Source organism: Pyxidicoccus fallax (assembly GCF_012933655.1).
Lineage (GTDB): Bacteria > Myxococcota > Myxococcia > Myxococcales > Myxococcaceae > Myxococcus > Myxococcus fallax.
In genome coordinates this window covers 1-14,805 of sequence record NZ_JABBJJ010000113.1, presented here as the reverse complement: position 1 = coordinate 14,805, position 14,805 = coordinate 1, and the positions used below count along the sequence as shown (strand labels likewise).

Annotated in this window: 10 protein-coding genes; 8 read left to right on the top strand and 2 right to left on the bottom strand. The window is 69.8% G+C overall.

Annotation, left to right across the window (positions count from 1 at the left end):
- Window positions 1–15: 15 nt before the first annotated feature.
- Entirely contained in the window at window positions 16–1,848 is a 1,833-nt protein-coding gene (locus HG543_RS23880; protein ID WP_169347152.1) for a WD40 repeat domain-containing protein, read from the bottom strand.
- A 219-nt stretch (window positions 1,849–2,067) separates the two neighbouring features.
- Between HG543_RS23880 and HG543_RS23875 the strand changes: the two genes are divergently transcribed.
- From HG543_RS23875 to HG543_RS23850, 6 genes are all read left to right on the top strand, one after another.
- Window positions 2,068–4,014, top strand: a complete 1,947-nt coding sequence (locus tag HG543_RS23875) for a DUF4215 domain-containing protein (protein WP_169347151.1) — start codon at window positions 2,068–2,070, stop codon at window positions 4,012–4,014.
- Between the two features lie 311 nt (window positions 4,015–4,325).
- Window positions 4,326–4,934, top strand: a complete 609-nt coding sequence (locus HG543_RS23870) for a hypothetical protein (RefSeq protein WP_169347150.1) — start codon at window positions 4,326–4,328, stop codon at window positions 4,932–4,934.
- Between the two features lie 122 nt (window positions 4,935–5,056).
- Complete coding sequence (gene recD2, locus HG543_RS23865; protein ID WP_169347149.1) at window positions 5,057–7,342, top strand: SF1B family DNA helicase RecD2; 2,286 nt, start codon at window positions 5,057–5,059, stop codon at window positions 7,340–7,342.
- 65 nt (window positions 7,343–7,407) lie between these two features.
- The gene (locus tag HG543_RS23860) at window positions 7,408–8,457 is read left to right on the top strand and encodes a class I SAM-dependent methyltransferase (RefSeq protein ID WP_169347148.1); all 1,050 of its coding nucleotides are present in this window, start codon (window positions 7,408–7,410) and stop codon (window positions 8,455–8,457) included.
- A gap of 46 nt (window positions 8,458–8,503) precedes the next feature.
- The gene (locus tag HG543_RS23855) at window positions 8,504–9,232 is read left to right on the top strand and encodes a hypothetical protein (protein ID WP_169347147.1); all 729 of its coding nucleotides are present in this window, start codon (window positions 8,504–8,506) and stop codon (window positions 9,230–9,232) included.
- Between the two features lie 122 nt (window positions 9,233–9,354).
- Entirely contained in the window at window positions 9,355–9,927 is a 573-nt protein-coding gene (locus HG543_RS23850; RefSeq protein WP_169347146.1) for a hypothetical protein, read from the top strand.
- A gap of 5 nt (window positions 9,928–9,932) precedes the next feature.
- Here the strand turns inward: HG543_RS23850 and HG543_RS23845 are convergent, their stop codons facing one another.
- Window positions 9,933–10,523, bottom strand: a complete 591-nt coding sequence (locus HG543_RS23845; protein WP_169347145.1) for a hypothetical protein — start codon at window positions 10,521–10,523, stop codon at window positions 9,933–9,935.
- Window positions 10,524–10,800: 277 nt separating this feature from the next.
- On the opposite strand from HG543_RS23845, the gene HG543_RS23840 reads away from it, so the two are divergent.
- Window positions 10,801–12,333, top strand: coding sequence for a zinc metalloprotease (locus tag HG543_RS23840; protein ID WP_169347144.1), 1,533 nt, complete (start codon window positions 10,801–10,803; stop codon window positions 12,331–12,333).
- 181 nt (window positions 12,334–12,514) lie between these two features.
- On the top strand, window positions 12,515–14,773 hold the full coding sequence (locus HG543_RS23835) for a hypothetical protein (protein ID WP_169347143.1): 2,259 nt from the start codon (window positions 12,515–12,517) through the stop codon (window positions 14,771–14,773).
- Window positions 14,774–14,805: the final 32 nt, after the last annotated feature.

Here is a 14,805-nt window from a genome sequence, read left to right as displayed (position 1 = left end):
GGTGACGTCCCCACGTCAGCGCTCCTCCAGGGCGTAGTGACTCGTGCTGCCCGCCCAGCGGGTGCCCGTCGGGTCCGAAATCAGCGGCTCGCCCGACGGGACTCGCGCCACCGTCGTTCCCTCCTGGCCGTAGGTGATTTCGAAGACCCCGCCCTCGAAGCGCCCCACGTACGGGTGCCCATGCTCGTGGAACCCGGCCCAGCCGAACGGAAGTGCGTCCCTGGCGCTCTCGACTCCCAGGTCCGACAGGAGGCTCTCCGCGTGGAGCAGCCCCGTCCGCGTGTCCCATATCTTCACGTGCTTATCGTCGAGGGCTGCGAGCAGGCGGCCATCGTGCGAGAAGCGGACGTGGGTGGCGTGCGGATGCGCTCCCAGGGTCCGCTCCCGTCCTTTCTCAGGGAGGAGCCGGACCTCGCCCTCGCCCGTGAGGGAGGCGAGGAGCTCTCCACCGGGGGACCACTCCAGCGGCTCTATCTTCCAGCCCGGGAGGCATGTCAGCTCCTGGTCGTCTTCCAGCCTCCGGATTTGGACCTCGGGGTGGCCGTAGAGCCCCAGGCTCCACGCGTAGCGCGTCCCGTCCGGCGAAATCACGAGATGTGGCAGGATTTCATGACCGCGGCCCCCGTCCTGGACGATGCGCTGACCGCGCGCGTCCCACCTCTGGACGCCCTGTTCGTTGATTTCAATGAAGCCGCCGCGTACCAGCGCCCGGCCCTTCCTCGGCGGCCTTCCCGCCAGCCACACCCCGCGCCTCTCGGAAAAATCGAACGTCTGGATGACCTGTCCGGTCCGGGCATCACACAGCAGATTCTCCGTGAGCAGGAGTTCCCCATCGGAAGAGAAGCGGGCGCTCTGCTCCCAGGGAGGGCTCAGCGGCCGTGGCCGCGGCCGTGACCAGAGGTCCCGCACATCCCAGACACGGAGCACGCCGTGCATCACGGTGGCCGCGAGGCGCCCCTGGGAAGAGAGCGCATTGTGTCCATGGCCGATGAGGAACGGCCCATGCATCCTGGGTGTATCCAGCGCTTCGAGGAAGAAGCTGTCGCCCCACGCGTCCCGAACCAGGGCGAGCTGCCTGTTCAGCGAGCCCGCCATGTCGATGCGCCAGCCGAGCTCGTCGAATTGAAACAGCGCTTGCTTGTTCCGGAAGTCCACCAGGTACAACGCGCCCCCGCCATCGTCGCTCTCGGCGGCCGCCAGCACCCGTCCCTCCGAGAGCTCGACGGCGTACTGTCTGAAGGACATGTAGCCTGGCAGGGGCAGGGGAAAACCCATCGTCTCGCCCGTCAGGTTGTCGCAGAGCCACTCGCAGTCCGCCGAGGGCTGGTCCCCGAACGCGTAGCGGGGAGACTCGGCTGCGCCCATGCGCGCGCGGGCCTCGTCTCCGGACAGCCACCTCCCGCTCTCGCGCTCCCAGGCGACGGGCGGGGAACCGCGGGCTCCCACCACGGTGTCGTCCCGGGAGAAGGCCACGGGGGCGCGCCAGTCGACGCCGCAGTACTCCTCGAGCAGGGGTGAATCGAGGGGTATCACCGGTGGCCGGAGGGCTCGCAGCCAGGGCCCCCGGCGCTGGGACTCCCACTCCCGCCGCCACACCTCCAGGAGGGGCCGCAGCGGAGCGGACCGGAGCGACGTACCGGCGTCGGGTGCGTCGTGCCACCAACCCAGCCGGTAGACGCACGGGAAGGTGAGGTCCGGGTGCTTCGCGAGGAAGGCCAGGTCCCGCCGCAGTGCCCTCCCGAGCCAGCGCTCCGGCTCCGAGCCTTTGCCGAGCTCGTCGAGAAGGGCCATCCGGTCCTCGCGCCGCTCGAGGCGCCGCTCCACCTCCAGGAGAGGGATGATGTTCATGCTCCCGATGATACCGGCGGGGCCGCGCCACCGCGGGAGGGTGGGGTGGACACCTGTCGCTGCCCGACACTGTCAGCAGCAGGAGTCCGCCCCAAAGAAGCGCCCGGGTGCCTCGCCCGTGGCGGACCGGAACTCGCGGGAGGGCACTTCCGCGAATGGTTGTCAGAAACTGGATTACAATAGCCAACCGCCATCAACCACTCCCACCCCGAGCACCCCATGACATCCCGGCCCGTTCCCCGACGACTTGCCAGTGCGCTATTCACCGCCCTGTTCCTCTGCCTGACGGCCTGTGGAGATGACGACTCCAGTGACCGGGACGCGGGCACGCCATCGGACGTGCGGGATGCGTCCACGCCGGACAGCGGCTCCGATGCGGGAACACAGACTGACACCGACGCTGGAAGCGACGCGGGCGGCAACGACGCGGGCACGGACCCGGGAACCGACGCGGGCCGCGACGACGCAGGCAGCACTGACGCCGGTGAGGATGCAGGCACCGACGCGGGAACCGATGCGGGCAGCGACGACGCGGGCACCGACGCAGGCAGTGCTGACGCGGGCACCGACGCGGGCAGCGATGACGCGGGCACCGACGCGGGCAGCGATGACGCGGGCACCGACGCGGGCAGCGATGACGCGGGCACCGACGCCGGAGCCGATGCGGGCAGCGACGACGCGGGCACCGACGCGGGAGCCCCGCTCTGTGGCGATGGCGTGAAGCAGACTTCGGAGGCCTGCGACGATGGCAACACGGTGGGCGGCGATGGCTGCTCGGCGACCTGTGCCGCGATCGAGCCGGGCTGGGCGTGTGCCGAGGAGGGCCAGCCCTGCGTCCGGTTGGCCGTGTGCGGCAATGGCCAGGTCGAACCCTCCGAGACCTGTGACGATGGAAACACCGCTGGCGGAGATGGTTGTGATGCCACCTGCCAGGAGGAGCCCGGCTGGAACTGCTCCTCCACCGGGGGCCCCTGCCATGCGGCTGCGTGCGGCGACCTCCTCATCGCGGGCGCCGAGGAGTGCGAGGACGGCAACGCCGTGAACGGCGACGGCTGCGACTCCACGTGCCGCCTGGAGTCCGGCTACAAGTGCCCCGTCCCGGGCCAGGCCTGCGTTCCCACCGTCTGCGGTGACAGGATTCGCGAAGGCACCGAGCAGTGCGACGACGGCAACAACAACCTGGGCGACGGCTGCACGCCGCTGTGCACGCGCGAGCCCCGCTGCGACAACGGTGTATGCGAAGAGGTGTGTGGCGACGGAGTGATTCTGCCCAACAGCACCACCGAGGAGTGCGATGACGGCAACACGCGCGCCAACGACGGCTGCTCGCCGACATGCCAGCTCGAGGAGGGCTTCGTCTGCCAAAACATCGAGAACGATCCTCCGGCGCAGTTGTCCATTCCCATCGTCTACCGGGACTTCCGTGGCTATGACCTCGCCTCGACGGGCAGCCTGCCGCGCGGCCACATCGACTTCGAGAACAAGAACGGCGGACATGAGACGGGCATCGTCGCGGCCACCCTGGGCAACGACGGCAAGCCCGTCTACGCCAAGGAGGGCATGAGCTCCGCCAATACCAACGGCCGGGCGGCCTTCGACCAGTGGTACCGGGACGTGATCAACGTCAACAAGACCGTGGTGGAGACGCTGGTCCTCGCGCGTCAGCCGAGCGGCGCTTACGTGTTCGACAGCCAGACCTTCTTCCCGCTCGACGGGAAGGGCTGGGTGGCCTCCGGCAACGAGCCGCCCCGCACCAACGGCCACAACTTCAGCTTCACCAGCGAGGCCCGCTACTGGTTCGAGTACAAGGGCACCGAGGTGCTCTCCTTCCGCGGCGACGATGACGTGTGGGTGTTCATCAACAAGAGGCTGGCGCTGGACATGGGCGGCGTCCACGGCGCGCTGGACGGCACCATCACCCTGTCCCAGCGGGCCAGCCAGCTGGGCCTCGAGGTGGGCCGCATCTACGAGGTGGTGGTGTTCCAGGCCGAGCGCCACACGACCGCGTCCAGCTACCGGCTCACCCTCAACAACTTCAGCACCCAGCGCACCGAGTGCGTGCGCACGTGCGGTGACGGCGTCTTCCAATTGGGAGAGGAATGCGACGACGGCAACACCGTCAACGGGGACGGCTGCAACATGTACTGCCAGCTGGAATCCCCCTGAGCATCACCCCACGCGCCCCGGGCCCTCCAAGCCCGGGGCGCGCCGGGTCAGTGCCCGAATGGCGCTACCTGAAGCACCTGCTGCGCGAGCCACGCTGACGATGTGCGCCGCGCCGGACAGCGTCGCCCTGTCCCCGCCTGTCATTGGCCCGAGGGACTTGTAGGTATGTGTTTCCCGGGTCACCCAAGACTCACACCACGCCGCACACATGCGCCGCCCCGCGTCAATGGCAGATGCAACAGGGGTGTCTTTGTCCCGTCAGTCCTGCTTGCTAGCGTATGGGCCTTCCCCGCAAAGGAAAGGTCTCCCAAATGAATCACTTCACGCGCGTGGTGTGTCTGGCTTCCGCCTTCGTCGTCGCCGCCTGTGGTGGTCCGCAGGACGAGCAGCAGGAGCAGGGCGAGTCCCTGGCGCAGCAGACCGCGAGCCTGACGACGGCGACGTCCCAGGGCTGTGACTACTCCGTGGCGTCGGTCCAGGTGACCACCGCGCCGCCGACGTACAACATCGTGGTGACCCGCACGGGCGGCGCCACCTGCACCCTGGCGACGGGCGTCTCGCAGGTGATTCACACCGTTCCGCTGGACGCGCCCAGCCACGTGGCCATCGTCGGCTCGGACCAGGGGCTCGCCGTGGGCCTGGTGATGCGCAACAGCTGGACCGGTTCCTCCCCGAAGGTCTACGGCCTGCGCCACGTGAATCCGACGTCGCTGTCCACCGTGCGCAACGCGGACATCTTCTGCGACTACATGACCGGCAGCATCAGCACGGGCAACCTCAGCCTCCACTCCACCGGCACGGGCGTCAGCGTGTCCGGCTCGATGGCCTGCAAGATGAACGGCAGGCAGGGCACCTTCTACTCGGCGAGCTTCGCCAACTTCTTCACCAGCACCACGCCGCCGACCATCACCACCTTCTGAGACCGCGGTTCCCCTGAACCACCCGGTGGCTGGACGGGTGGCAGGCAGGCAGCCGGGAAGGGAAGGGCGGGCGTTCAGCTCGGTCGAGGCAAGGACGGCCCGCCCTGTTAACTTCAAGGGTCATGTCCGCCTCTTCTCCCCGCCCGGGTTACGCCGCCGACGTGGGGGGCACCCTCCCCATCGCGCGGGACGGGGCCCCGGCGTCCCTGGAGGCGAACGCTCCCGCGCGCCCCACCACCACCCTGGAGGGGAGCCTCGAGCGCATCACCTTCACCAACGAGGAGGCCGCCTGGAGCGTGGTGCGGGTGGCCATCTCCGGCCGCAAGGACCCCATCACCGCGGTGGGCAACCTCCTGGGCGTCCAGCCGGGAGAGTCCCTGCGCCTCACCGGCTGGTGGGTGCAGGACCGGAAGTACGGTGAGCAGTTCCGCGTCGTCTCCTTCGCCACGGTGAAGCCGGCGACGCTGGTGGGCATCGAGAAGTACCTCGGCAGCGGGCTGGTGAAGGGCGTGGGCCCCGCCATGGCCAAGCGCCTGGTGCAGCACTTCGGAATGGAGACGCTGGACATCATCGACTCGAAGCCCGAGCGGCTCGCGGAGGTGAAGGGCTTCGGCGCGAAGCGGCGCAAGCTGCTGGTGGAGACCTGGGCCGAGCAGCGCGACATCCGCCAGGTGATGGTCTTCCTGCAAACCCACCAGGTGCCCGCCAGCTTCGCGGTGAAGGTCTACAAGCAGTACGGCGCCCAGGCGATTTCCGTGGTGCAGGAGAACCCGTACCGGCTCGCCATCGACGTGTATGGCATCGGCTTCCGCACCGCGGACCGCATCGCCCAGTCGCTCGGTGTGCCCACGCACTCGCCCAAGCGCGCCGAGGCGGGCGTGCTGCACGTGCTCCGCGAGTTCTCCGAGGAGGGCCACCTCTACGCGCCGCGCGACAAGCTCACCGCGCGCACGGTGGAGATGCTGGAGGTGACGCCCGAGTTGGTGGAGGCGGCCATCACCCGGCTCGGCGCCGCCGAGTACCTCACGGTGGAGGGGGCCAGCGCGCTCGCGCATCCCCGCCCCGAGGACGCCTGCGAGGCGGTGTACCTCAAGGCCCTGCACGTGTCGGAGGTCGGCGTGGCCAACCTCCTCAAGGCGCTCGCCGCCTGGCCGGGGCGGCCCCTGGAGGTGGACGTGGAGCGGGCCATCTCCTGGTTCGAGGGCCGTCAGGGATTGACACTCGCGCCCGAGCAGAAGGAGGCGGTGCGCCAGGCGATGGTGGCCAAGGTGCTGGTCATCACCGGCGGCCCGGGCACCGGGAAGACGACGCTGGTCAACGCCATCCTCTCCATCCTGGAGAAGAAGGGCCGAAGGATTCTGCTGTCGGCGCCCACCGGCCGCGCGGCGAAGCGCATGGGCGAGGCGACGGGGCGCGAGGCGGAGACCATCCACCGGCTGCTCGAGTACAACCCGCGCACGCACAGCTTCCAGCGCGACAGGAACAACCCGCTCGAGGCCGACGTGCTGGTGCTGGACGAGGTGTCCATGGTGGACACCGTGCTGATGCTCAACGTGCTCAAGGCGCTGCCCCCGCACTGCCAGCTGCTGCTCGTGGGGGACGTGGACCAGCTGCCGAGCGTGGGGCCGGGCAGCGTGCTCCAGGACATCATCGCCTCGGGGCACGTGCCGGTGGTGCGGCTGAAGCACATCTTCCGGCAGGCGCAGGCGAGCCTCATCATCACCAACGCCCACCGCATCAACCAGGGGGAGATGCCGCAGGTGCCCGCGGCGGACGCGCTGGCGGACTTCTACTTCGTGGAGAAGGAGGAGCCCGAGGCCATCCTGGCGACGCTCAAGACGCTGGTGAAGGAGCGCATCCCCCGCCGCTTCGGACTGCATCCGGTGGACGAGGTGCAGGTGCTCGTGCCGATGAACCGGGGTCTCATCGGCACGGCGAGCCTCAACGTCGCGCTGCAGGAGCACCTGAATCCAACCGGCGAGGAGCTGGCCCGGGGCAACCGGACGTTCCGGGTGGGCGACAAGGTGATGCAGGTGCGCAACAACTACGAGCTCGGCGTCTTCAACGGGGACATCGGGCGGGTGGAGGCCATCGACAAGGAGGAGCAGTCGCTGGTGGCGCGCTTCGACGGGCGGCCGGTGGAATACACGTGGTCGGACCTCGACGAGCTGGTGCTGGCCTACGCCACGAGCGTGCACAAGTCGCAGGGCAGTGAGTACCCGTGCGTGGTGCTGCCCCTGCACACGCAGCACTTCACGCTGCTGCAGCGCAACCTGCTCTACACCGGCGTGACGCGGGGCAAGAAGCTGGTGGTGCTGGTGGGAAGCAAGAAGGCGCTGGGCATCGCCGTGCGCAACGGGGAGACCCAGAAGCGCTTCACCCGGCTCGCCGCGCGGCTGCGGGACTGAGGGCGGGGCTCGGGGGACCGGGCTGTCCTGGCCTTGGTCATGGCAGGGGGCCTATCTTTCGCGCCATGAAGTTCATCGACACCCGGTACCTCGCTGATGGAAAGCTCTTCAACCACGGGCAGCCCGCCACGCTCATCCACGCCGAGGCCCCGGAGGATTTCGAGAAGCTGCTGAGCAACATCCTCGACTCCGGCTACTACGACCAGGCGTACTACCGCACTCACAGCGGGATGCAGGACGCGACCCGCGTCACCCACTTCTGGTTCCTCTCGGAGCTGGTGCGCGAGCTGTCACCCCGGTCGGTGCTGGACCTCGGCTGTGGACGCGGGGACGTCATCTCGCTGCTCCAGCACCGGGGCGTGGAGGTGGCCGGCGTGGACTTCAGCGAGGACATCCGCGCCTCCGTCTGGCCCAACATCCGCGACGCCTTCTTCTCCGGAGACCTGCGCGAGCGCTGCCGCGCCCTGGCCGCGCAAGGGCGCCGCTTCGACACGGTCTGCGGCTTCGACATCTGGGAGCACCTGGCGCCGAAGGCCCTGCACGAGTACATCGCCGCCGTGCTGGAGGTCGCCGCTCCGGACGCCCTGTGCCTCTTCGTCATCCCCGCGTTCGGCGAGGACCGCGTCTTCGGCGAGCAGTTCCCGCTGGAGTTCGAGGAGAACCGCGCCCGCTTCGAGGCCCGCGAGCCCTTCGAGTACCTCCTCGCCGAGCACACCTCGCCGGCCATCCCCGCCTCGGGTCACCTCATCTGGGCCCACACGGAGTGGTGGGAGCGGCAGTTCGAGCGGCACGGCCTGCGGCGGCTGCCGGACGTGGAGCGGCGCCTCCATGAGGTGTTCGACCCGTTCTTCCCGCACTCGGTGAAGGCCTTCTATGTGCTGGCCCGGGATGCGCGGGCGGGGAGGGCGCGGGCACAGGCGCTGATGACCCGGCCGGCCCAGGTGACGCGGGCCCGGCTGTTCCCGCGACTGCTCCGGGACGTCCGGGAAGGGCACATGAGCCTCAAGGGCAACATCCTGCCCCTGGTCCGCCAGAGCGCGGCGGGCTCGCTGCCTCCTCCCGTGAAGCAGACCTACCGGCAGCTTCGCCAGTGGTACCGGCGTCGGCGTGAATGAATAAGCAGGGCCGCCGTGCGTTCGGACGCCCTGACCGGAGGCGCGCATGAAAGGTGTCGGCGTGAGCAGGGTGCGGTGGTGCGGCCTCGTGCTCTTCCTGGTGGCGGGCGTGGCCTCCGCGCAGGGCGCGGGCACGGGTGCCTTCCTCCGCTGGGACCTGGAGGAGGCCGGTCCCCAGCCCGAGACGGTCTGCCAGGCCGTTTCCGTGAGCTGGCTCGATGCGAAGGACCGCGTGCTCTGGACGGTCCCGCTCCCGGCACGAATGCGGGAGGTTGACCGGGAGCCCTGCGGCTGCGCCCCGGCCGGAGACGGCGGGGTGTGCGTGTCGGAGCTTCACGCGTACCGCTCCCGGCCGCGTGCGTCTGTTCCTCCGTTCGTCGTCGGGGTGCTCCGGAAGGGGGACGTCCTCGCCGTCGCGGACATGAGCGGCGTGCTGCTCCTGGACGTCCGCTCCGGCAAGGTGCTCCTCGACTGGGAAGCCCCGCGTGAGCCGAGCCCACGGCTCTTCGTGGACGAGGGGCGCTTCACGCTCGAAGGCACCGCGGGGTGCACGGGTTCGCTCGCACGGGGGCGCATGCTCCACCGCTGCGGCAACCGGTTCGTCTATTTCAACGGGACCGCCGTGGCGTTGCTCCAAGCAAGCCCTCCGGGCCTGGAGGCGGCCGTGCGTGTCGAGGACGCGCACCTCATTCCCCAGCGTCCCTCCCGGGTGAAGGCACGTATCCCCATCGGCGGCGGTGCCTTTGTCCTGCGGGGCATCGTCTACCTTCGCTGAGCCCCATCGAGACGCGTGAGCCCGAGCGCCCGGCTGGCAGTCTGGCCGAACGGAAAGGAACTCCCCGCGCGCACTCGGCGAAGCTGGTCTGTGTACCCGCACGGGGTAAGGAAGACCCGTCCATGCAAAAGAGCGGGCAGCAATTCAGGAAGTACACCGGCAGCCTCTTCCGGTCCTACCTTTCGGGGCTCGAGATGCTCGGTCTGCGGGCGGAGGTGCGCCAGCGTGTCCCGGCCCCCGTCGCGAAGCTGATGGACACGCCGCCCCTGCACTCCGCCTGGGTGGACATCGACGCGGTCTCCCCGCTCCTCCACGCGGTGATGAACCTGAAGGGACGCGAGGGCGTCCGGCGCCTCGGCTATGAGGCCACTCGCGGCACGACGCTGAAGTTCCTCAAGCCGCAGATGCAGACCGTCACCATGCTGAGCGGCAAGACGCCCTCCGCCCTCTTCGCCGCCATGGATTCGCTGTGCCGGCCCTTCTTCACCGGCCTGTCGTTCCGCTGGACGCGTGAGTCCCATCGCTCCGGGACGCTGGAGCTGCGCTCCGCGTCCACGCTCGACACCGCCTCCTTCGCGGCGTGGGAGGGCACCCTCCTGCTCCTCTTCGATGAGTGCGACGTGACGACCGGCACCATCAGCCCCGCCGTCATCTCCGAGCAGGGCCACGTCGGCACCATGCACGTCCAGTGGTAGCCGGGTCACTTCTCGCGTGACGGCTTCCCGCCGGGCTCGCGCAGGGGAATGCGCGCGAGGTCGAGCGGCAGCCACCGCTCCGTCTTCAGGAGGTCCGCCTCCGCGGGGAGCCGTGTCTCCGGCCGCTTCAGCACGAACATCAACCGGGCCCCGCTCGCCGGCAGCTTGCCGAGCGCGAACTGGTATTCGAGCGCCTCCGGGTTGACGACCCGGACCTTGCCATCCTCCTGGTAGACGGTGACGGTGTTCGCCGTCCAGTCGCGGTTCTGTCCCCAGACTCCCGCCTCGTACTGCGTCTGCCCGGACAGGTCCGCGTCCTCGGACAGGGCGGATGAGACGTGAACCATGAACGCGCGCTCGCTGCCCCGGCCCACGTAGAGGTCGGCGCCGGAGAGGGGATGCCCCGCCCGCGTCAGCCGCAGGTAGAGGAAGTCGCCGTCCTTCAGCGCTTCCACCCGGCCCTCGGGTCCGGCGTGGAGCGTCACCGCGCCCGCCCATTCGCCCTCGTGCGTGTAGCCGTTCAGCAGGATTCCAGCCGATGACGCAGGCTTCGCCAGCAGGGTCATCAGCGCGGCAAGCAGGAACTTCGCATCCATTCCGGTCTCCGTGGGCGTGTGTCCGACGACCCCAGGACACGGGCCGGGAAATTCCGTCGCGTTTCCCGCTGGGAATATCCCGAGCCCCCTTCGTTCTCGATTCGCGGCGCGAATCCAGGCGCGGCGACATCTCACCACAAGCGCCGGGGCACGGCCTCGAGGCGCGGGGGACTCTCACATGAAGCTCACGACTCACACTCGACGCCCGTGGGGGCGGACGGCCACGCTTGCCGCGACGGCACTCGGAATGCTGCTGGGCGGCTGCGGGACGGAGGGAATGGAGCAGACCGGGCCCGACCTGGACGCCATCACCTCCACCGCGGAGAACACCGCGGCCGACTTCGAGGCCTGGCGCGCGAAGCACGTCGTCCCCACGGAGGACGGACAGTTCCTCGTCGAGGGCGACATGCGCCTGCCCGACCTGGAGACGGTGCGCCAGTACTGGGAGGGCTTCACCGGGAACCCCAACGCGCTCTCCGTGTTCCGGGTGGCCGGGGCCGACGTCGCGTGGAACCGGACCGACCGCTGGAACATCAGCTACTGCATCCGGCCGGGTGACTTCGGCGCGCAGTACGACCGCCTCGTCGAGTTCATGCACCGCGCCGCGTCCGGCTGGGAGGCCGCCGCCAACGTGCGCTTCGTGCACGTCAAGGCGGAGGACTCCATCAACTGCAACCGCAACAACACCAACGTCAAATACAACGTCGAGCGCAACTTCAGCTTCTCGGGCCTGCGGGCCGGCATGGGCTTCCCCAACTATGCCCGGAACACCCGGTACCTGGAGCTCGGCCCCATCGGCGAGTGGACCGACGCGGAGCTGCTCGCGGTGCTGACCCACGAGTTCGGCCACTCGCTGGGCTTCGTGCACGAGCACGACACCGCCATGGGCTGCGGCAAGGTCACCACCGGCAGCTACCGGCCGCTGACCTGCTACGACGGCCGCGGCGCCATGCACTACCCGTCCGAGAGCGGGTGGCTCGACCCGTCCCGCACGCTGAACTTCATCTCGCAGTGGGACTTCGAGGGCGCGCAGTCGCTCTACGAGGCGCCGACCAACGTGCTCAGCCTCGCCAACGGCACGGTGTTCGCCCGCAAGCGCTCCACCGGAGACATCTACCGGCGTGACGCCAACGGCTGGACGCTGGTGGGCGGCCCGGGGCAGGCCTTCGTCGCGGTGGGCAACACGCTCTACGGGCAGATTCCGGGCGGCGGCGCGCCGGTGAAGTTCCAGGGCAACGGGTGGGTCGCCATCGGCGGGCCGGCCGGACAGATTTTCGCGTGCGCCGGCACCCTCTGCGCCACCGACCCGTCCACCGGCAACGTCGCCCGGTATGACGCCGTGGCCAACACGTGGGCCACCATCGGCGGGCCCGGCTCGCGCTTCGCCGCCAGCACCTCGGCGGTGTTCGGCATCGGCTCCTGGCAGGATGACTACACCGCGCGGTGGAGCGGCGCGGGCGCCTCGTGGAGCGTGGTGGGCGGCGGCGCCAGCGAGCTCATCGGCGGTGGCACGAGCATGTACCGCCTCACCCACCTCAAGGACGCCATCCAGCGGTACGACGGCGGCTCGACGTGGACCCCCATCGGCCTGTCCGGCCGGAGCTTCGTCGCGGCCGGCGCCAACGTCTACGGACTGCGGCCGGATGGTTCGTGGGTCATGAGGTACGCGGGCACGCAGTGGAACGCCATCCACGGGCCGGCGACGCGCATCTTCAGCTCGAACGGCTTCCTCTTCGTGACGAACCCCGACGACACCATCGAGCGCTACGAGCCCGCCACGAACACCTGGACGAACCTCGGCAAGCCCTGAGCGTCCACACACCCGGGGCCGGGGGGACACCTCCCCCGGTCCCCGCTGTCCTTCGGGAAGCCCTCCCTGGCGCTAACATGCGGCGGCGTCAGTGAAACCGCGTCCACCGCGTCCCTTCGCGGCGGCCACCATGGTGGCGCCGGGAGGCTCGACGGCGCACGTACAGGAAAGGGGGGCCCAGATGGACCGGAAGGACCGAGGCGGTGAGGGTGGGGTCGAGGTGGGGACGCAATACCCGCTGTGGCAGCTCGCGAAGGCCATCCGGACGAGCGAGACGCACCCGGACGCCAAGGCACGCGCCCGCGCGGAGGACAAGGTGCGCGCCTGGACGGAGACCTTCTCCGGCATGCTGCGCGGCGCCCTGTCCATCGGCTCGCGAGCGCCGGTACGAGAGGTGCCCACCTGGGCGACGCTCGAGGTGGTGAAGGGTGGTTTCGCCACCGGCCGGCTGCTGGCCGAGGGCGAGCTGCAACCGCACGAATATGCCCTCCTGGAGCGCCTCGGCATCCATGACGTGGACGGCGCGAGGGCGGCGCTGAACGCGTGGTACCTGGGGGACACGGGCCTCGAGGAGCTGCGGCGGATGCTCCAGACGGGCTGCTATCGCATCCAGGTGCCCGAGGAGGGCGCGCTGCTCGTCGTGGCGTGGCTGCTCGACCATGGCGAGGGGGACCGCGCCCGCGCGCTGCTCGACGACCTCGCGCCGTTCCTGCCGCGCCTGCGCTTCTACCCGGTGCCGCACACGAAGCCACAGTCGGTGGGCACGCTCGTCCACGTCCGCAACGTCGCCGACACCCGGGAGGCGCTCACGAAGGTGCGCCGCCGTGAGTCGCTCGAGCGTCAGCGCGAGTCGGCCCAGGTGTGGACGCCGCTCTATGACCGCCTCGTCGCGCTGTGGGCGGAGACGGTGCGGGAGGGCGAGCCCCTCTGCCAGCTTCCGGCGGACTTCGCGTCGCGCGCGCGCCCGCTGCTCTCCGACATCCAGACCGCGCTCGCCGCCCACCCGCTCTGCGCCTGGCCGCGCAAGCCTCAGCTCAACTTCGGACGCCTGCATGACATCCTGAAGGCTGTCGTCGCGGCGGGGTCGCGCGTCGACCCCGGCCAGTCGCAGCGCGTGCGCTACACGCTCGTGCACATCGACCGCGCGCGTGGCCTGCCGGGCTCCGCGCGCACCCAGGCGCTCCGCGACAGCCAGCGGCGTCAGCTGGAGCGTCCCGACAGGGTGTCGTTCGCCCAGGCCGTCCTGCGCCGGCTGGAGGGGATTCCCGGTGACGAGGGACTCGACTCGCTGGAGGCGCTGACCGCGCCCGTGGACGGCTTCCCCGTTCCGGCCAGCATCGAGCGCAAGCTCCAGCTCGCGCTGAACGCCCCCGTGGAGACGCTCGTGGAGGGCGGTGTCATCGGCTCCAGTGAGACGCTCGCCCGCGTCGTGCCGCAATTGTCCTCGCAGGTGCGGGCGCTCGGCATCACCGAGCCGTCGCTGCGCACGCTGTATGCGTCCCTCTACGCGGCGTTCCGCCGACGACGCTCGCTGCTGCTGCTGAACCTGGAGTCGCAGGTGCGGCTGGAGGAGCTGCCGTGGGTGAGGGCGGTCGACGCGCACCGGACCTCCGGCCTGAAGGAGACCACGCGGGCGCGGCAGACCCTGGAGCAGCTCGTGCTGCTGGCGCTCACCTCGTTCCCGGAGGTCATCCTCCCGAACAAGCTCCTGCAGGAGGTCCATGCCCTGCTGAAGGGCGCGGAGCTCTCCGTGCCCGTGGTGGACGAGCTGGCGGCGGACATCTTCATGGGCGACTTCGCGGAGAAGTTCCTGAAGGCGGCGCAGCAGGCGGGGACGCTGCTGGAGGGGACGCTGTACGAGCGCTACTACGACATCCCGTTCGCGCGGCTGCGGGCGATGAACGACGGCAAGCGCTCCCGCCACGACAAGAACACGTCGCAGGGCTTCGCGGCGCTCTGCATCGAGCGCGCGGGCGGCCCGACCCGTGAGTGGAGCGTCGCGGCGAACGGCCGCGTCATCGAGCAGGCGCAGATTCTCACGACCCACAACCTGGCCACGCTGGTGCAGGGGCTGGAGCTGCGTACCCCATTGGAGCCGCACCTCGACTCCCTGGCGCGGCGCTGCTTCACGCGGGTGTGCGAGCTGCTCGAATTGCAGCCGCCGCACTTCCACGGGAGGCTGCGGAACGTGAAGAACGCCGCGTATGCGTGGCGGCAGATGGTGTTCTTCCTCTCGCTGCGGCCCGAGGAGACCCACTCCGACTTCGTCGAGTGGATGGGCGAGACGCTCTCCAAGCGGCGCGGGGACCTCCCGCGGCGGCTGGGGAGCGCCGTGGTGGGACTGCGCCACGCGGTGCGGGGCGGAAGGATGGGCAACGCGCCCCCGCAGGCCCGGTGCTTCCTGGGCTGGACGGTGGAGCGCCACTGGGTGCTGGGCTGAGGTGCCTACCAGCTGCCTCCTCCTCCGCCGCC